Genomic DNA, 20,998 nt, shown 5'->3' on the forward strand with positions numbered 1-20,998 from the left:
TTTTAGAACCATTAAAATACTTCCATTTTAGAAAAACCATTCATTTTAACATGAATGTTACTAAAAATTGCCGGTAAAGGAAGTTTTTGGCAGGTTTGGGTAGATGCGTTGCTCGGCAGGCAATTTAATATAACTGTTGTATGAATTTACAATGTAGGTTCGTAATTCCACATCGTCCATGGCTTGCACTTGCGAATAAGTGGGGCGGTAGTACGACATAAAATCTTCCAAAAGCTGGCCTCTGATTTTGGTAAGCTGTGTAACCAAAGGTTTGCTAAATTTTTGATCTATCAACTTCTCATTAAGCTCGCTATCCATAAACTTTTGGAATGCCCGTTTTTCTTTGGATTGTTTACTAAAAGCATTTACTAAACTCACTTTTCCATCTAAAGAAAAAACGTTGGTACTAGCATATGAGTAAGCTGAAGAATAAGCTGTTCTAACATCCTCAGGTTTTCTAATATCTTTTGCGCTCACAATTACTTCGTCTAAAACAATCAAACTTGGACGCATCAAAACGAGTTTTGGACGCATGTTTTCTAAAATAAGCGTATCGCTCTCATAACCTGGGCAAGTAAACACAATCAGATCACCTAAATCTGCTTTTACGGTAAAATCTCCCCTTTGCCCACTGTGGTCAACCTCTCTTTGAGTTAGGTTATTTACAAAAACAAGTTTGAGTTTATTGCGTGTATCAGCGTCATAAGCTGTGCCCACGATGGTCATCTGCGCCTTTAATAAAAAAGGGAACAGCAAAAGAAATAGTAGAACAGCGTTTTTCATCATTACAAAAATCTGCGAATAAGTTTTGATTAGCAAATGCTTAACATATTTTAACGCAATTTTTACGCTTAGCCAAAAAGCTCAGCATAGGTTTGCTCATCAAAACCAATCGTATTGCCCTTATCACTTTCAATAACGGGTCTTTTGATGGCGCTGGTATTAGCTATCATTAATTTTACAGCAGTATCTTCATTAATCACAGTATTTTTCTGTGTTTCATCTAAATTACGCCATGTTAAACCTTTTTTGTTCAGCACTTTCTCCCAACCAAATTCTTTACACCACTTTTCAAGATGCGCCGTATCAATACCTAACTTTTTATAGTCACGAAACTGATAATCAATACCTTTTTCTTCAAAAAACGTTCTTGCTTTTTTTACAGAGCCACAATTAGGGATTCCAAATATTTCGACTTTCATAGCCTGCTAATTTAAGGCTTTTAATGGGGAGTTGAAAACAAAACTCGCTATCCAACACCATTGCCTCAATTTACAAATGAGCCTATTTAAATTAAAATTTAAAAAGAATATTTATTTAAATTTTGGTAGCCCAACACTTTAAATAACATACAAAATCTTTATAATATGTAATAAAATTAGTATTGAACACTACTTTGTAATAAAAATTCCTATTTTTCGTCGCTATTCAATAATCACCAATTTTAGAACATGATTAAAAAATTACACAAACAAGGGTTAAAACTCGTTCTCTTACTATGCCTTCTATCCGTCTTTTCGGCTCAAGGTTCAACTTTTTCATCTCCAAAAACATCCTCTGATAGCATCATTAGGATACTTGCAATTGGCAACAGTTTCTCTGAAGATGCCATGGAGCATTTTTTATATGGCTTGGCCAATGCAGCTGGTAAAAAAGTAATTATTGGCAACTTATTTATTGGCGCTTCTGATTTAGATCTGCACTGGAAAAATGCATCAGAAAATAATGCAAAATACAATTACAGAAAAGTAAATATACGGGGCGAGAAAACAAAAACACCCGGTGTAGCTATCTCAACCGTACTCGCGGATGAAAAATGGGATTATATCAGTTTTCAGCAGGTGAGCAATAAATCTGGTGTTTATGAAACATATTTAACACCGCTTTCAAATTTATTGAGTTATGTAAAAGAAAGAAGCACTAATCCTAACGCAAAATACGTTTTACACCAAACTTGGGCTTATGTTAAAGCATCAAAAAACAAAAAGTTTGAGACCTATAACAACAGTCAGGACGAGATGTACAGCGCCATAGCTTCGACCACCAAAAAAATAAATAAAAAATATAAATTCGACGTATTGATTCCGGCAGGTACTGCTGTACAGAACGCTAGAACATCTTTTATTGGTGATAAAATTAATCGTGATGATTTTCACCTGAGCTTTTATTTAGGAAGATACACCGCATCTTGTGCTTGGTACGAAATGATTTTCAAAAAAAGTGTTATTGGCAATACTTTTCATCCGGAAGAGATCAGTGATTATGAGGCAGAAATGGCACAAACCGCAGCACACAAAGCTTGCAAAAAACCGTATCGGGTTACAAGGCTGAAAAAATTTGAACAGCAAGAGCAACCGTAGTTTTTACAGTCCCCGAAATCTTAAACATGATTTGGACCGTAAATAATACAAAAAAACAGTAGGCTTAAAGGGCGACCTAATAAATTATAATTTCGCTTTCCCCGAAAAAAAAGCTACTTTAATTACAAATAAATTATAACCCATTTTAATAAATCTTTAATTGCAAATGGCGGCGTACGACAAATATTCTGATGCTGATCTTTTACGTTTGTTAAAGAGTGGCGACCACCATGCTTATTCCGAGATATATAATCGATATAACGGGTTGTTATATGTTTTTGCCTACAGGCGATTAAAAAACAGAGAAGAAGCTAGGGATGTAATTCATGAACTGTTCCTTAAGTTATGGGCAGACCATGAAACAATTTCCGAAAACTTTGTACTTGCCGCCTACCTTTATACGGCCGTTCGTAATAGAATTATCAACGTTATTACGCACCAAAAAGTAGCGACAAGATACCTTGATTCTTTTAACGGCTATTTAGAACAATCGTCTTACAACAATACCGATTTTTTGGTTAGGCATAACGATTTAGCCAGTTTTATCGAAAAAGAAATCTCAAACCTTCAACCCAGAATGCGGAAGGTTTTTGAACTGAGCCGTAAAACAAACCTTACCCGAAAAGAAATTGCCGCGGAACTCAATATATCCGAAGAAACGGTAAAAAGCCATATGCATGCTGCTTTAAAAATTTTAAAAGTAAAGCTAGGTGCACTTGTGCTATTTGTATTCTAATCTTTTTTACAAAAACTTCCATATCCACTAACCCCTTGCCCTTTGTTAATTGTTTTATTATCAAAAGGGGCCTAATTGCCAATTATGAACCGACAACCCGCAGAAGATATTCTATTAAAATATAAAAATGGAGAAGCTACCGCTAACGAAAAAAAGTTAGTGGAAGACTGGATTATTAATGGAGTAGATGCTGACTTTGACCTTACTGATGAGGAACTTCTGGAAGATCTGATGCTGATCAGAGCCAGACTAAATTTAAATACGGTACAAAAACCAAAAATTGTTTTATGGCAGCGCATAGCTGTAGCTGCTTCTATCGTATTAGTCACAGCGGTGAGCATTACTTTATACGTTTCTAAAAAACAAGATAATTTAGCTAAAAACCACATCCAAACAAAAATAAGAGATAAAGTGGCGATAGGCAATATAGCTACCTTAACCTTGTCTGATGGATCGTTAATGAAACTAGATTCTTCTGTAGATGAGATTAAAAAAGAAAACGGTATTGAAATAGCAAACGACGGAAACGGCAATTTAACCTACCAAGTTGCAAAAGAAAACAGCAATCCAAATAGCAACAGGTTTAATACCGTTACTACGCCACGTGGCGGAACTTATAAAGTTACCTTGCCAGACGGAAGTAAAGTGTGGTTAAACGCATCTTCTTCCCTGTATTTCCCTGTTGCATTCTCGGGAGACGTACGATCTGTAACGCTAACCGGCGAAGGTTACTTTGAAGTAGCTAAGGCTAATAAAAAGTTTATTGTTACGGTAAATAATACCACGGTTGAAGTTTTGGGAACGCATTTCAACATCAATTCCTATACAAACGAACAAACGCGAAATATTACTTTAGTAGAAGGCAGTGTTAAAGTTGCCAACGGAAATTCAACTGCTATTTTGAAACCTAGCGACCAAGCCGTAGTAAACCCACTCAGCAATAATATCAACATTAAGCATAACGTAGATACCGAAACTTTAACTGCCTGGAAAGATGGCACTTTTAAATTCAACAATACCGATTTAAAAACCATTATGCGCCAATTAGAGCGGTGGTACGACATTGATATTGACGAAAATACGATACCAAATAAACAGTTCAACGGTACAATATCCAGAGATGTGAAATTATCTGAAGTGCTTGCCATGATTGAACTTACCAGTAACCTAAATTTTAAAATTGAAGGAAGGAACTTGAAAATGAAATAAAAACTATCTAAGAAAATACAAAGCCGGAAAGCAGCAACTTATCCGGCTTATAGTATCAGACAATAACTTCGTTAAACCAATTATTATCTAACCACCTAATTACAAATATATGGATTTTACTGTTCATAGCCTTAGAATGCTATGCCCCAAAAAAATTAGACTTAGCAATTTTTTTGAACCCAAAAGTATAATTATGAAGCTACTCGCAATTATATTGCTCACCGCCTCACTACAAGTAAGTGCAACGGCATTTTCGCAAATAAACGTAGTTGCAAACAAACTTTCAATAGAACAGGTATTAAAGCAAATTGAAAAACAAAGTGGATACACCGTTTTTTATGATGCAGATTACCTCAAGGTTGCAAACCCGGTAACACTATCGCTTAAAGGTGCTTCTTTAGAAGAAAGCCTTGAGGCCTGTTTCAAAAACCAGCCTTTTACTTACCAAATTATTGCTAAAACAATAATTATAAAAAGCAAAAAGCCTGTAGAAAGAAAAGACGTAATTATCACCGGAAAAGTTGTGGATGAAAACGGCTTAGAAATGCCCGGAGTTACCGTAAAAATACGAAATGCGAATGTTGGTGTTGTTACCAGTAACAACGGCCTATACCGTATAAGTGTACCCGATGAAAAATCGACCACACTTGTTTTTTCATTTTTGGGCTACTTAACTCAAGAAGTACAGTTAAACGGCAAGCTTGTATTAAACGTTAAAATGGCCGAAGATCTAAAACAATTGAGCGAAGTTGTAGTGATTGGTTATGGTTCTGTTGAGCGAGGAGACTTAACAGGCGCCGTGTCGTCCATTAAAATGGTTGATTTTTACAAAGCCCCGGTTACTTCTTTTGAGGAAGCTTTAGCTGGTCGTGTGGCGGGTGTTACTGTTTCTGGTTCTGATGGTCAGCCCGGCGCAGTTAACAATATCGTAATTCGCGGACCAGGTTCAATTACTCAGGACAACTCACCTTTATACGTTATTGACGGTTTTCCTATGGAAGATTCTGACAATAGCTCTGTTAACCCAAATGATATTGAATCGATTGATATTTTAAAAGATGCATCTTCTACCGCGATTTATGGTTCAAGAGGTGCCAACGGCGTTATTATCATCACCACTAAAAAAGGTAAAAAAGGCGATCCGGTAATCAATTTCAACTCGTACTACGGACTTCAGAACAACAACAAGCGAATTGATGTATTAAGCCCTTATGAGTTTGTTAAAGTTCAAATCGAACAATCTTCTGGCGCAGCGGTGAATACTGCAGCACAATTATATACTCCAGCAGAGGTTCCCATTACCGATCCTTTCTACAACGCAAACGGAAATACACTAGAGTCGTATAGAAAAGTAAAAGGCTTAAACTTACAGGATCAGTACTTTAGAACTGCAGCTGTACAAAACTATGACCTTTCGCTTAGAGGCGGAACAGATAAAACGCTTTACTCGATTTCTGCCAACGTACGTGATATGCAAGGAATTATTATCAATTCTGGCATAACCAGATACCAAGGCAGAATAACCTTAGACCAAACGGTAAACAAAAAACTTAAAGTTGGAACCAACATCAACTTAAGTAAAAACACAACTTTCGGTACTGTTCAAATCAATCCGAACGGAAGCGACAATCCATCGTTATATCAAATGTACTCGGTATGGGGATATCGCCCGGTTTCTGGTTTAGAGGATGTGAGTTTGGGAGAGGAACAATTTGACCCCGAAGCTACCGGCGATGATTACCGTTATAACCCAGTTATCAGTGCGAAAAACGAGCTTCGCGAGTCAATTAGCAATATGTTATCTGCAAATGGTTATGCAGAGTATGCTTTCAATAAAAACTTTAAGTTAAGAGTTGCCGTAGGTTTAAATAACAGATTCTACAGTACAGAGTCATTCAATAACTCGATGACAGTTTCTGGTAATCCTCGTAACAACCCGTCTCGTGGACCTAACGGATCACTATATAATGGGATATCTACCAATATTTTGAATGAGAACACTTTATCGTATGTAAAAACTTTAAACAAGGTTCATAAGATAAACGCTGTTGTAGGTTACACTACGCAAACTAACAAACTAACAAGAAGTGGTTTTGCTGGTAGCCTTGTTCCAAATGAAGGTTTAGGCACCGACGGTATTGACGAAGGTTTAACCCAAATTGGTACATCAGGCAGTTCTAGCTGGGGCTTGATGTCTTATTTAGCTCGTGTTAACTATATCTATAACGGAAAATACCTATTAACAGGCTCATTCAGATCAGATGGATCTTCCAAATTTGCCGAAGGACACCGTTGGGGTTACTTCCCATCTGGAGCTTTTGCTTGGATAGCAAGTAAAGAAGATTTCTTTAAAAACCAGGATTACATGAGTAATCTAAAGTTTAGAGCGAGTTATGGCCACACGGGGAATAACAGAATTGGAGATTTTGACTATTTAACTACCATCAGTTTTCCAACAAATGGAGGTTATTCTTACAACAACGGACAACCAGAAAAAGGCGCTGTAATAAACGCTGTGGGTAACGTAGATTTAAGATGGGAAACCACAAAACAAGCTGATTTAGGTGTCGACATCGGTTTCTGGAAAGACAGGATTAAGATTACTGCAGACATTTACAGAAAAGTTACCGATGACCTATTGTTAAAAGCAGATCTTCCAGGATCAACTGGTATTAGATCGGCTTTTAAAAACGTTGGTAAAATGTCTAACGAAGGTTTAGAGCTAAGCTTGAACACCGTAAATATCAACACTAAAAACTTTAACTGGTCAAGTAATTTTAACATCGCGTTTAATAAAAACGAAGTATTATCTCTTGCAGAAAACCAAAATGCTTTGGCCAGAACCGTTCGTTTTGACGGACAGTATAACGGACTTTTCTCTTATATCTCTTTAGTTGGGCAACCAATAGGACAGATATATGGATTATTGTTTGATGGACTTTACCAGATAGAAGATTTTAATGTAACGGGCGATGGTGGTTATTTATTAAAAAGCAATATCCCTACAAACGGAAACAGCAGAGCCATTATTAAGCCAGGGCATATCAAATACAAAGATTTGAACGATGACGGAATTGTAAACATTAATGATTACACCATTATTGGCAGAGGTTTACCTATCCACACGGGTGGTTTTTCAAACAACTTTATTTATAAAGGTTTTGATTTGAACGTATTGTTTCAATGGTCTTACGGTAATGATTTAATCAATGCTAATCGTTTGATTTTTGAAGGAAGCCCACGTAGAAGCTTAAACCAATTTGCAACATTTGCAGATCGTTGGACTTTGGATAATCAAAACAGCTTAATTCCAACAGTAGGTGGCCAAGGACCGGCTAACTTCTCTAACAGAGTAGTAGAAGATGGTTCATACATCAGACTGAAGACAGTTTCCTTAGGTTATAATATCCCAGCAACATTTGCAAAAAAATACGGAGTTAAATCTTTAAGAGTTTATACTTCGGCACAAAACCTAATTACTTGGACAAACTATTCTGGTCCAGATCCGGAGGTTTCGGTTGGTTTTTCAAACCTTACACAAGGATTTGACTACGCAGCATACCCAAGAGCAAGAACTATCACATTCGGACTAAATCTTTCTTTTTAATTTAATTTGTCATGAGATATAAAATTATAATCGCTTTAATAGCAATAGTATCATTTACAGCATCTTGCACAAAGATTCTGGATACCAAACCAACAAACTTTGTTTCGCCAACAAATTATTATGAAACTCCTGAGGATCTACAAAATGCCTTAAACGGTGTTTATGATATCTTAGGCTCCAAATCTTTATACGGGCAAGATATGCTTTACGCATTCAATGCGCAATCAGACGAAGCAGCCTTCAATTACTGGAATTCGAGCGGAAATGTAGCTTATGCCTATTTTGAATATACTTCCTCTTCTACAGAGATCAGTAACTTTTGGCTAACCCTTTATCAGGGAATCTACAGAGCAAATTCATTATTGGCAAATATTGATAAGCCAAAAATGCCAGAAGCGAAAAGGAACCTCATTAAAGGACAAGCTTTGTTTTTACGTGGTTACTACTATTTCTTATTGTGCTCTAACTTTGGTGACGTTCCTTTGATTACCGAGCCAACCATGTCTGTTAAAGATGTTAGCATTGCAAGATCACCGCTTGCAGTAGTTTACAAACAGGTATTAGCAGATATGACGGAAGCAGAACAATTGCTTCAAACACAAACAGCTACCAAACTTGGCTTTGCTGGTAAGGTAAGTAAAACTGCTGTACAGGGAGTTTTAGCAAGAGTATGCTTACAAATGGCTGGCGAACCTTTGAAAGACGTTTCAAAGTACAACGACGCAAAAAGTTGGGCCTATAAAGTTATCACTTCTGGCGAACATGAATTAAACCCAAGCTATGCAGACGTATTTATTAAACTGTCGAGCGATAAGTACGATGTAAAAGAAAGTATCTGGGAAGCAGAGTTTTATGGCAATGCAACAGGTGGAAACGACGAGACAAATATCGCTCACGTTTTTATAGGTATACTTTGTAATGATATGAGTGTAGGTTATTCATCCGGAAGGGTAAACGTAACCAAAAACCATTTCAATTTATACCAGGTTATAGATCCAACTTCTACCGCAGTAATACGCCCAACTTTAGATTTACGCCGCGATTGGAATTGTGCTAATTATAACTGGGGAACTAAAACTCCAGCGGTTAAAACAGACGTGACAAATCCTTGGTCGATGAATATTGGAAAATGGCGTAGAGAGTACGAAACATTTACACCAAAAGGTAAAACAGAAAGTAATATAAACCCATCCTTACTTCGCTACTCCGACGTTTTATTAATGTACGCAGAAGCTGCAAACCAAGTAAATGATGGTCCAACAGACAGTGCATACAATGCTGTTAATTTAGTACGAAGAAGGGCTTTCGGGAAACAAGAGAACGGAAACACGCTAAAAACAATAACCGTTACAGACGGTGGCACTGGTTATACAGTGGCTCCTGTGGTAACGCTAACAGGAGGCGGTGCTTCTCAGGCCGGCACAGCAAAAGCTACTATTTCTGGTGGCAAGGTAACTGCAATTACAGTTGATACGCGTGGCAAATTTTATACAAGCGCACCAACTGTATCTATTGCCCCTCCTACAACCGGAACTCCTGCTATCGCTACTGCAGCGATCACCGATCTTGCCGATGTTGATTTAGTAAGAGATATGAACAAAGGAGATTTCTTAGATTTTATTGTTGACGAAAGAGCCAGAGAACTTTGTTTTGAAGGTTACAGACGTATGGATTTAATTCGCTGGGGACGTTTTGTAGATGTAATGGCCGCTTACAATACCTACGCAAAAAACAACGGCGCACCAGCAAATGCGTACAGGGCATCTGGCAACGTAACAAGTCGTAACGTTTTTATGCCTATCCCGTCTACAGATTTAATTCTAAACAGATTATTAACACAAAACCCAGGCTGGTAATATTTAGATTATGAAAAAAATATTTATCGCAGCAGCTGTTGCATTGTGTTTCAGCGCCTGCACTAAAGAAAATGTAGTTAACCTACCCTCGTTCGATGTTACTACAGAAAAGGCAACTTATAAATTAGGTGACACCGTAAGATTTAAGTTTAGCGGTGACGCCGATTATTTGAGTATGTACACCGGTGAAACAGGTTCTAATTATATTTACAAAGACAGAACCAGAGCCGAAGGCAAGGTAACCGTTACAGCTAATACCAACTTACGTAACGACAACGGTGTAAAAACACTGTCGTTATTTGTAATTACTGATTTAAACCCTTTAAGAGATTCTGCTAGCGTGGTTGATGCTCCTTGGATTGATATCAGTGATCGTGTTACTATTCCAGTGTTAACTACCGGAACTTCTGTATCAATAGGAACGGCTGATATCACAGACCTAACAAAACCCAATAAGCCTATTTATTTAGCGTGGAAGTTTGCATCAAACAACAGTACTACTGCAGTGCAACCCCGCTGGACAATTACGGTGATGAACCTTTTTAACGAACTGCCTGATGGAAGCAAAACAACAATTGCAGGCATTGCTCAAATGGGCTGGAAAGGTGTTAGCGTTAAAAACTCAGCTTATGCTTGGATTCTTGGCCCCACGATATACACAAATGCACCTGCAAAAAATTCAGGTGATACCGAAAACTGGGCAGTAAGTGGTCCACTGTATCCTGATGCAATCACCAGAGATTACCCAAAAGCTATTAAAGATATCATTGCGGTAATGCCTGCAGATTATGAGTATATCTATAAAGCAAAAGGAACTTACAAAGTTTATTTTGTAGCACTCAACAGCCGTAATGGAATATCAGAAACCATTACCAAAGAAGTTGAAATTACCATAGAATAAACACAATCACATTCATAAGCACAGGTTGGTTTTCTCCAGCCTGTGCTTAATTTCTAATCAAATTATTTATGAAAATTAAAGATGCCATTTTCTTTAAGTCGAGAAGTATTGTTCAAAAATCCTTCATCGGCATTTGTTTTTTATTTAACTGTGTGGTTTATATCCCGTCTGCTAAAGCACTTGATGTTATCCCAAAGCCCCAAACAACCAAAGAATTACCGGGTACTTTTAGCCTTTCTAAAAAAACAAGGGTACTTGCATCTAAAGCTTTAGAAAACGAATCGACTCTTTTAAAAGAATACCTACAAACAGATTATGGTGTAAAAGCAAAAAACGGAAAATCATCCAAATCACAAATAAATCTGGTTCTTGATCAAAGCAATGCCAAAAACACAAATCCAGAACATTATAAATTAATAGTATCTAAAAACACGGTTACCATTACTGCTGCTGATAACAAAGGGATATTTTATGGTATACAAACCTTGCGTCAGCTAATTAATGATAAAAACGGTGCTGCTACGGTAAACTGTGTAGAAATTACAGACGAACCAAGGTTTGGCTGGAGAGAGTTTATGTTTGATGAAGCTCGTTACATCAAAGGTAAAGACGTTGTAAAGCAATTGCTTGACCAAATGGCTTACCTAAAAATGAACGTATTCCACTGGCATTTAACAGATAATACCGGTTGGCGAGTAGAAATAAAAAAATATCCCCTATTAACGGAAATTGGCGCAAAACGTGATTCTTCAGAAATTAAAATCAATAAAACAAGAGGTGGTTTTTACGATGGAAAACGCCACGACGGCTTTTACACGCAAGAAGATGTCAAAGAAATTGTTGCTTACGCAGCTAAAAGACACATTACCGTTGTACCAGAAATTGATATGCCAGGGCACACCAGCGCTGCCATTGCGGCCTATCCTTTTTTAGGAACCTTAGATTACGCCATTAAAGTTCCACATAGCTTTGCCAACCAGCCCAATGTTTTACGCGTATCAGACCCCAGAGTTTGGACATTTATCACAGAAATGCTGGACGAGATTATGGAACTTTTCCCATCGCAAGTGATACATGTTGGTGGCGATGAAGTAAAATACGAGCATTGGAAAAACTCTAAAGAAATTACAGAATTTATCAAAGAAAAAGGCTTGAAATCGCCGGCAGATCTGCAGGTGTGGTTTATCAATAAAGTTTCTAATTATATCGAAAGCAAAGGTCGCCGTATGATGGGATGGAACGATATTTTGGGAGTTAAATTACACGAATACACAGATGATGCAGACGTTTCCGTGAAAACGAAATTAGCGCCAAACACCATCGTAGATTTCTGGAAAGGCGATTTAGACCTTATGAAAGATGCCCTAAACCAAGGTTATACTGCTGTAAACTCTCTACACAGCGGCACTTACCTGGATTATCCAAATCTTTCTTTAAAAGAAGCTTATAGTTTTGACCCCGTTCCGGATGGTTTAGATGCAGCATCACAAAATAGAATTTTAGGTTCGGCATGCCACATGTGGAGCGAATGGATTCCAACCGTAAAAAATATGCAGGGAATGGTTTTCCCTAGAATTGCCGCTTACGCAGAAACCGGCTGGACAGCAAAAGACAACAAATCTTATGATGATTTCATGAAATCTTTACCCTCATTTCTGCGTCAGCTAGAGAAAAAAGGTATTTATTATAAAGTGGATCCATCAGCAGATTAATAAGCTCACTATTCATATAAAATCATGAAGAAACAAAAAAATATAATAATGCTGATGCTGGCTCTGTTTAGCTTTAGCGCTTTTGCACAAAACACCCGCAAAGTAGATGTTTGTATTTATGGGGGTAGTTCTGCTGGAATAATTGCGGCTTATACCGCAAAAAAATTAGGCAAATCTGTTATCGTTATCGAACCTGGACAAAATATTGGAGGTTTAACTACTGGCGGGTTAGGTGCCACAGACATTGGTAATAAATATGCAATTAGTGGTTTATCAAAAGAATTTTACCGACAGATTGGAGCGCATTACGGTAAATTAGAACAATGGACTTTTGAACCTCATGTAGCTTCAAAAGTATACGATAATATGATTGCCGAAGCAAAATTAGAAATCGTTAAAAACCATCGTTTAATTGCTGTTCAAAAAAACGACGGTTATATCAAGCAAATTACCGTAGAAGTTTCTGATAACCCAGCAAAAAACACCAACCAAAAAATCGAGGCTAAAGTATTTTTAGATTGTACTTACGAAGGTGATTTAATGGCCAAAGCTGGTGTTTCTTATGCTACTGGCAGGGAAGCAAACTCACAATACGGCGAAGCCTATAATGGCGTACAGGTTTCTGAATACCATCAGTTTCCGGATGGTATAGATCCTTATGTAATTCCGGGCAAACCAGAAAGTGGTTTACTTTACGGAATTAGCGATGCTAAATTGAAGAAGACTGGAAGCGGAGACAAACTGATTCAGGCATATAATTTCCGGATCTGCTTAACTCAAGATAAAAACAACCAGATCGCTTTTACCCAACCAGATAATTATAAGGCCGAAAAATACACTTTGCTGGCAAGGGTAATTGCTAAAGAAGCTTGGGATGGCATTACCGGAACTTTTAAACATGTTAAAATTGGAGATACAACGGTGGTTATTAACAAGGGTGGTTTTCTAATTAAACACATGCCGAACGGTAAAACAGATTTCAATAATTTCGGACCTTTTTCTACAGACATGGTTGGCGCTAACTATGATTATCCAGATGGTGATTATGACACCAGAAAAAAAATCTGGAAAGAGCATGAAGATTATACAAAAGGTCTTTTTTACTTTTTAGCAAACGATAAATCGGTGCCGCTAACCATACGAAAAGAGATGCAGAGCTGGGGTTACGCAAAAGACGAATTCAAAAGTACAAATGGGTTTTCTAACCAATTATATGTGCGTGAAGCTAGGCGCATGGTTGGGGAATTGGTTATGACCCAGAAACACTGTGATGCCGTTGAAACTGTAACAGATGGTATTGCTATGGCAGCTTACGGAATGGATTCTCATACTACGCAGCGTATCCTTATAAACGGAATGCTAAAGAATGAGGGCGATGTAGAGATTCCTGTGGCTGGTCCTTTTCCAATTTCTTACAGAGCATTAACGCCAAAAAAATCAGAGTGTAAAAACCTATTGGTTCCAATTTGCCTATCAGCCTCACATATTGCCTTCGGTTCTATCAGAATGGAACCTGTTTTTATGGTAATGGGACAATCTGCCGCAACCGCTGCAGTAATGGCTATTGATGCCGGTGTAAGCGTACAAGACATTGATGTTACTAAGCTTCAAAATAAGCTAGCTACCAATCCATTGTTGAACAAAGAACCCTTAGAAATAATTGTTGACAATGATAATACCGACCAATTAATTATTAAAGGAAATTGGGGAAAAGTAAAAGCCGGATACGGTACAAGTTTATTGATTAGCCAACCTTCTGCTGAAAAAAAATCAGTAACATTTATTCCTGAAATTAAGAAAAAGGGCAAGTACGCAGTTTATGTGTACATCTCCGAAGATGAGAGCAAAGCCTCAAATTCATTCTCTTTCATCATATCAGACGGAAAAACCAGCACACCAGTTACCATAACTCCGGCAGATATTAAAGTATTGGGCACCAATAACGAAAGCAACGGAGAGTGGGTTAGCTTAGGTATTTATAAATTTAAAACAGGCAAAAAAGCATTTGTTGAGGTTATTGAAAATAGTGGAAAACAGCCAGCTATAGCAGATGCTATTCTATTTAAACCCATTAAATAAAAACGATGATTAATTACGCCAATTTAAAAACCATGAGTTACTCTTGGTTTTTTACTTCTTATGTACTTACAATTGCTTTGTTGGCTTCCTTTAATGCAAAGGCAAATAACATTGCTTATGCTTCCGATTCGGTAAAAACAGAAAAAATCCGGATAAATATTGAGTCGGCAAAAGTAAACTCAAGCACTACAGAACTTGTTAAAGACGAGCGCTTGTCAACAAAAAAAGGTGCATCGCTTAAAGCTGCTATAAAAGCGGCAATTAACAACGAAAGAAACGAGCCAGATTTGGTTTTTAACGTTCAGGTACCAACCGCTGGCAGGTATACCATGCGTACTTATGCCACTACCAATGCAGAAGGTGCAGCGCTAATGAAAAAAGCAAAAGGTAAATTGGAGTCATTATTTATCAAAATTCAAATTGATGATAACCGGCCTACAAAAAGGGTAGTTTACGTTCCTTGGGATATACCTTCACAAACCGCAGGAAAATTTGATTTTACCGGCAGGCCACAGCAAATAAAAATCTGGTTACCCCGAGGTGTTCAGTTTGATTATGTAGACCTTTCAACTTATACGCCTCCAGCGGTTCCGCTTAAAGCACAAAACTTCGTACCGCAGGTTGTTCCACCTGCATCACATCCAAGGCTTTGGGTTAACCAAGAATCGTTACCCTTGATCAAATCTAGAGTGCATGCTTCTGAAAATGCTGTAGCTTGGGCAAATGTCAAAAAAGCCGCTCAAGAACCATTTGTTTTTAAGTTCGACCCAAATGTAGAAACCAAATATAACGAAGCATTAGAAACTGCCGCAGAAAAAAAAGCATTTTACTACCTCATGACTGGCGATAAAACCATTGGTAAAGAGGCGCTAACTTTAATGGACGAATACTTATATACAGTTGAGTACGGAAACGTTTTAGACGTTACCAGAGAGATTGGACGAGCAATTTTTATTGGTTCAGAAGTTTATGACTGGTGCTATGATTTAATGGACGCCAAACAGAAAGACCGCATGCAACACAGCTTATTGCGACTGGCTGATGACATGGAAATTGGTTGGCCTCCGTTTTTAGAAAGCATTGTTTATGGCCACGGTAACGAGGCGCAAGTTTGTAGAGATTTACTTTCTATGAGCATTGCCATTTACGATGAAAATCCCCTACCCTACAAATACACATCTTATGCTGTTTTAGAACAACTGGTACCCATGCGTAAGTTCCAATACCAATCTGGAAGGCATAACCAAGGTGTTAGCTATGGCGCTTACAGGTTTGGATGGGATTTACATGCAGCTTGGCTGTTTTACAGAATGACAGGCAAAGAGGTTTTTGATAGCAACATCAAAGACGTATCGAGCCAGTTTTTGTACATGCGTACGCCAGATGGGCAAATGCTAAGAGACGGAGACGGCTTTGGCACCTCGGTTAACGGAAAACCTTATTATTGGAGCAATCCACAAACTACTTTATTGGCTTACGCGTACGGAGACAACCCGATGTTAAAAGCAGATTTTATACGCCAGGGCGGTTTAAATGCTAATCCAGTACTTTATTTGTTGCTAAACAATCCTAGTTTAAAACCAGCTACATCAAGTACATTGTCCTTAACCAAAGATTTCGGACCAGTTTTAGGAGGTATGGTGGCCAGAACTGGCTGGGATATCAGTGACGAAAGCGATGACGTAGTTGCAGAAATTAAAGGTGGCGGTTATCAGTTTGCTAACCATCAGCACAGCGATGCGGGATCTATGCAATTATTTTACAGAGGTTTCCAGTTTGGCGATATCGGGCTTTATAAGTTTTACGGTACGCCTTACGATATGAATTTCAATAAGCGTTCGATATCACACAGCATGATGCTTGCGGTTGACCCTAATGAGAAATTCGGGACGGCCGAATCTAACGATGGTGGTACTAAATCAGTACGCATCAATCCCGAAACCGAAGAACAAGTTGTTACAGATTCATTTTTCCATAACGGTAAAGTATTGTCAACAGATTTTGGCCCATCTAAAACAAAGCCTTACTTCAGCTATTTTTCTGTTGATTTAACAAGCGCTTACTCTTCTAAAATAACTTCGTATAATAGAAATTTCTGTTTCTTAAATACCGGAATTAAAGAATTCCCTGCAATTATTATTGTGGCAGACGACATGACAACCTCTGATCCTAATTTTAAAAAATACTGGCAGATCAATTCCATCAACAGGCCCGAAACTGATGACGACAAGCTTATTTTCCATGCAACCTACAAAGGTAGAACCGGAAAAACGTTTATGAATATGTTAACGCCTAGTGCTTCAGAGCGTGAAACAACGACATTAAGTGGCGATGAGGCAATAAGTTCTTTTGGATTTAAATACACTGTTCCAATTACTAATTATCCCGAATCGCATGCCAGTAGAACAATGATTTCTCCACTTAAAGCTAAGGCTAACGACCGCTTTGTTACCGTTTTCCAAGTAACTAATGAGCAAAATACGCCACTACCTGTTGAGCATTTCAAAACTAGTGTTAGTGATGTTATTCTGGTTGCCGACAGGCTGGTGAGCCTACCAACCAAACCTTCGCTAATTAAGGAAAACTTTGTGATTGACGTTCCAAAAAGCAAGAAAACTTATCAGGTGCTTCTTACCGGAATAAATACTGGCACTTGGAATGTTGTTGATAAGCATTCAAACCTAAAATTCAACGTGGAAGTAAAAAACGGCGAAAACACCATCTTCTTTATAGCTAAAAGTGGCGAATTCACTGTTAGTCCGGGTTTACTTAAAAACGCAAAAATGCTGGTTCGCAATGAGAAGTTAATGCCATAAGCTTTATTTTAAACCATTTTTAAAACAACATATAATAAGCTTTTGCTGTATTATATGTTGTTTTTTTGTTTAGCGTTCACCGCTTTGCGTCTGTCTCTAACAATGAGCAAACGTCCAAATACTGCTTCCAGTAGATTTAAAATTACAAACTAACATTCATTTACAAGTGCATTTTCTCTTTTATTAGATAAATTTCAAACAGATTCTAATATGGCTTGCCAATAAATTGTTTCAATTAAATTTGCAAACATTATTATCGGGTAAATGAAATAGATAACTTTGTTGCTCGCAATAAATTGCGAAACACAAACACTTGTCCGCTACTGCCAATGGAAAGCACCGTATTAATTATTGACGACGAAAAAAAACTGTGTGGTTTACTTGCCCGCATTATAGAACTGGAAGGATTTAAGGTTTTTCAGGCAAATACTGCAAAAGACGGACTTAAAATTCTTGCCAATCAAATGGTACTTGTAGTCATTAGCGATGTAAAACTGCCTGATTTTAATGGTGTAGAGCTGGTTAAAGAAATTAAAAAGTTAAGTCCATATACAGAAGTTATCAACTTAACTGCCTTTGGAACTATACAAGACGGGGTTGCCTCCATGCGAAATGGGGCTTTTGATTACATTACCAAAGGCGATGACAACGATAAGATAATACCACTGGTTTATAAGGCTATGGACAAGGCAAAGCTGGCACTAAGGCTATTCGAACTGGAAAAAAAGATTTCCTCAAAATTTAGTTTTTCTGCCATTTTGGGCCAATCAAAAGCAATTAAAAGTGCCATATCGTTAGCATCTAAAGTAGCGCCTACCGATACCACCGTATTGCTATTGGGAGAAACCGGTACCGGAAAAGAGGTTTTTGCACAAGCTATCCACTATGAAAGTCATCGAAAAAACAAAAATTTTGTTGCGGTAAATTGTAGTGGTTTCAATCCAGAACTTTTAGAAAGCGAACTTTTTGGGTATAAAAGCGGGGCCTTTACTGGCGCACATAAAGATAAGAAAGGTTTGCTGGAAGAAGCGGACGAGGGTACGCTATTTCTGGATGAGATTGGCGAAATGAACACTGATTTACAAGCCAAACTGTTACGGGTTTTAGAGAATCAGACTTATATTAAGGTTGGAGATACACAAACCAGGAAAGTTAATGTTAGAATTATAGCCGCAACAAACCGCGATCTAAAACACGAAGCTGAAGCAGGAAAATTCAGGCTCGACCTTTATTACCGACTATCTGTATTCTCTATTGAGTTGCCTGCGCTGGCGCAAAGGAAAATGGATATTATGCCAATAGCCTTGCATTACCTCACAGGTTTTGCAACAAAACTAAATAAGCCCGACCTAAAAGTTGATCAAGAGTTTACGGATTTACTCACCGCTTACCATTGGAAGGGCAATATCCGAGAATTAAAAAATGTAATGGAAAGGGTAGCGATATTGGCAGACGACGATTTAATTACCGCTACTTTATTACCTTTCGAATTTCACCAGCTATCAACGCAACTTACACCATCTAATTCGATGAATATGGAGTTGATGGAAAAACAACACATCATTAAAGTTTTACAGCATACCCGAAACAACAAAACCGAAACAGCAAGGCTCTTGGGCATTGGTCTCACTACGCTTTATCGTAAAATAGAACTATATAATATTTAATCCCAACCTCTTCCATTTTAGAAAAACCACTCCATTCTGGGGTGGTTTTTTTTTGCCTTAAAAACTCCTCAATCACCTTAAAAAGCTATCAAATAACGCTTTAAGTAAAATCATTCTGCTTTGGTACGGCGGTTGGTAAGGGCAGATAAAAACAGATTCATATGCTTACAATCCTTTTATTAATTGCCTTGCTCGTATGTTGCTGGGCGTTTTACAAATCAATCGACTGGTTCGAAAAAATCTAGAAATTATGATCGCATTATTCTTCATCGCAATTGCAGTATTCATATATATGATATATGTGCTGCTTAAACCCGAAAAATTTTAATCACTATTATGAACACAGAATTACTTGGTATAATTGTTACCTACGGACTAACATTGTTGTTAGCTATACCACTCGGTATCTACCTGGCAAAAGTATTTGCTGGCGAAAAAGTATGGACTGACTTTTTAAATCCATTTGAAAAAGGAATTTATAAGTTATCCGGAATCAACCCTAAAGAGGAAATGAACTGGAAACAACATATGAAAGCCTTAATTACCATCAACGCTGTTTGGCTGGTTTACGGTTTCTTCATGTTGATGTTTCAGGGATATTTACCGCTAAACCCCGATGGAAACCCTGGGATGACACCCGATCTTTCCTTTAATACGGTAATCAGCTTCGTGGTAAACTGTAACCTACAGCACTACTCTGGCGAAAGTGGCCTTACTTATTTAACACAACATTTCGTAATCATGTTTCTGCAGTTTGTAAGTGCAGCAACCGGTATTGCAGCTGCCGTTGTACTATTTAAAGCTTTTAGAGATAAAACAACAACCAATCTTGGTAACTTTTGGGTTTTCTTTACACAGTCAATAACCCGCTTACTGTTACCTATTTCCGTTGTGATAGCTATTATTCTAGCATTCAACGGCACACCAACCAGTTACGAGGGGAAAGATCAAATTGTTTCACTTCAAGGTGATACCGTAAACGTATCACGAGGACCTGCCGCAGGAATGGTTGCTATTAAACATTTGGGTACTAACGGTGGTGGTTGGTTTGGGGTAAATGCAGCCCATCCGCTTGAGAATCCAAACTATGTAACTTACATCACAGAAATGGTGGCGCAGGTTTTAATTCCTATCGCCATGATATTTGCTTTCGGCTGGTTCATCCGCAGAAAAAAAATGGCTTGGGTCATATTTGGAGTCATGACACTCGGTATGCTCTTACTGCTTGTACCCACGTTAATAAGTGAACTTGGTGGTAGCCCGGCAATTTCCAAAATGGGAATCTCGCAGGCAACTGGCGCAATGGAAGGCAAAGATGTTCGGTTTGGACCTACCGCAACAGGTTATTGGAGCACCGTTACAACAATTATTTCTACAGGGTCTGTAAACTCTATGCATGACAGTACCATGCCTTTAACCGGCATGCTTCAGCTTGTTGCAATGATGATGAACTGTTTTTACGGCGGTGTTGGTGTTGGGTTACTCAACTATTTCACATTTATCATTATTGCGGTATTTATTTCTGGTTTAATGGTAGGGCGAACGCCAGAATTTTTAGGGCACAAAGTGGAAGCCCGAGAGGTAAAGATTGCCTCAATTATTGCATTGTTACATCCTTTTATCATACTGGTGGGTACCGCAATAGCGACTTATACCCTCGTTTATTTTCCAGATGCAGCATGGGCTGTTAAACCCGCAAATTGGTTAAACAATCCTGGATTTCACGGCTTCTCTGAGATGCTGTATGAAAACACCTCTGCCGCAGCAAACAATGGTTCTGGTTTTGAAGGCCTGGGAGACAACAACGTATTTTGGAACGTATTAACAGGTTTTGTGCTCATACTCGGCCGTTTTTTACCAATCATTGGGCCGGTTGCAATTGCCGGACTTTTAGGAGCAAAGAAATACATTCCCGAATCTAACGGAACATTAAAAACAGATACTGTAACTTTTGGTGTGATGACCTTTGTGGTGATTGTTATTATTGCCGCACTTGCGTTTTTCCCAGCACTAACTTTAGGTCCTTTGGCCGAGTACTTTACCTTAACTAGATAA

14 protein-coding genes are annotated in these 20,998 nt (G+C 38.1%); 12 read left to right on the forward strand and 2 right to left on the reverse strand.

Annotation, left to right across the window (positions count from 1 at the left end; translation table 11 throughout):
* Nucleotides 1–60: 60 nt before the first annotated feature.
* Nucleotides 61–786, reverse strand: coding sequence for a hypothetical protein (locus B176_RS0116295; RefSeq protein ID WP_237739849.1), 726 nt, complete (start codon nt 784–786; stop codon nt 61–63).
* A gap of 65 nt (nt 787–851) precedes the next feature.
* Nucleotides 852–1,202 (reverse strand): Spx/MgsR family RNA polymerase-binding regulatory protein, encoded by a 351-nt coding sequence (locus B176_RS0116300; protein ID WP_017259901.1) that lies wholly within the window; start codon nt 1,200–1,202, stop codon nt 852–854.
* Between the two features lie 249 nt (nt 1,203–1,451).
* Here B176_RS0116300 and B176_RS0116305 point away from each other — a divergent pair, with 249 nt between their 5' ends.
* The 12 genes from B176_RS0116305 to kdpA all read left to right on the forward strand — a co-directional run bounded on the left by B176_RS0116305 (nt 1,452) and on the right by kdpA (nt 20,998).
* On the forward strand, nt 1,452–2,360 hold the full coding sequence (locus B176_RS0116305) for a DUF4886 domain-containing protein (protein WP_040540735.1): 909 nt from the start codon (nt 1,452–1,454) through the stop codon (nt 2,358–2,360).
* 166 nt (nt 2,361–2,526) lie between these two features.
* Nucleotides 2,527–3,096, forward strand: coding sequence for an RNA polymerase sigma factor (locus B176_RS0116310; RefSeq protein ID WP_017259904.1), 570 nt, complete (start codon nt 2,527–2,529; stop codon nt 3,094–3,096).
* Between the two features lie 84 nt (nt 3,097–3,180).
* On the forward strand, nt 3,181–4,305 hold the full coding sequence (locus B176_RS0116315; RefSeq protein ID WP_017259905.1) for a FecR family protein: 1,125 nt from the start codon (nt 3,181–3,183) through the stop codon (nt 4,303–4,305).
* 193 nt (nt 4,306–4,498) lie between these two features.
* Nucleotides 4,499–7,912, forward strand: a complete 3,414-nt coding sequence (locus B176_RS0116320) for a TonB-dependent receptor (RefSeq protein ID WP_017259906.1) — start codon at nt 4,499–4,501, stop codon at nt 7,910–7,912.
* 11 nt (nt 7,913–7,923) lie between these two features.
* Nucleotides 7,924–9,768 (forward strand): RagB/SusD family nutrient uptake outer membrane protein, encoded by a 1,845-nt coding sequence (locus B176_RS0116325; RefSeq protein WP_017259907.1) that lies wholly within the window; start codon nt 7,924–7,926, stop codon nt 9,766–9,768.
* Between the two features lie 10 nt (nt 9,769–9,778).
* On the forward strand, nt 9,779–10,669 hold the full coding sequence (locus B176_RS0116330; protein WP_017259908.1) for a DUF5017 domain-containing protein: 891 nt from the start codon (nt 9,779–9,781) through the stop codon (nt 10,667–10,669).
* A 68-nt stretch (nt 10,670–10,737) separates the two neighbouring features.
* A complete protein-coding gene (locus tag B176_RS0116335) occupies nt 10,738–12,381 on the forward strand; it encodes a beta-N-acetylhexosaminidase (protein WP_017259909.1) in 1,644 nt (547 codons plus the stop codon).
* A gap of 24 nt (nt 12,382–12,405) precedes the next feature.
* A complete protein-coding gene (locus tag B176_RS0116340) occupies nt 12,406–14,460 on the forward strand; it encodes an FAD-dependent oxidoreductase (RefSeq protein WP_017259910.1) in 2,055 nt (684 codons plus the stop codon).
* Nucleotides 14,461–14,465: 5 nt separating this feature from the next.
* Nucleotides 14,466–17,276, forward strand: a complete 2,811-nt coding sequence (locus B176_RS0116345) for a hypothetical protein (RefSeq protein ID WP_017259911.1) — start codon at nt 14,466–14,468, stop codon at nt 17,274–17,276.
* Nucleotides 17,277–17,605: 329 nt separating this feature from the next.
* On the forward strand, nt 17,606–18,943 hold the full coding sequence (locus B176_RS0116350; protein ID WP_017259912.1) for a sigma-54-dependent transcriptional regulator: 1,338 nt from the start codon (nt 17,606–17,608) through the stop codon (nt 18,941–18,943).
* A gap of 250 nt (nt 18,944–19,193) precedes the next feature.
* Complete coding sequence (locus tag B176_RS21630) at nt 19,194–19,271, forward strand: potassium-transporting ATPase subunit F (protein ID WP_154648046.1); 78 nt, start codon at nt 19,194–19,196, stop codon at nt 19,269–19,271.
* Nucleotides 19,272–19,279: 8 nt separating this feature from the next.
* Nucleotides 19,280–20,998 (forward strand): potassium-transporting ATPase subunit KdpA, encoded by a 1,719-nt coding sequence (kdpA, locus tag B176_RS0116355; RefSeq protein ID WP_017259913.1) that lies wholly within the window; start codon nt 19,280–19,282, stop codon nt 20,996–20,998.

The organism is Pedobacter arcticus A12, from assembly GCF_000302595.1.
Taxonomy (GTDB): Bacteria; Bacteroidota; Bacteroidia; order Sphingobacteriales; family Sphingobacteriaceae; genus Pseudopedobacter; species Pseudopedobacter arcticus.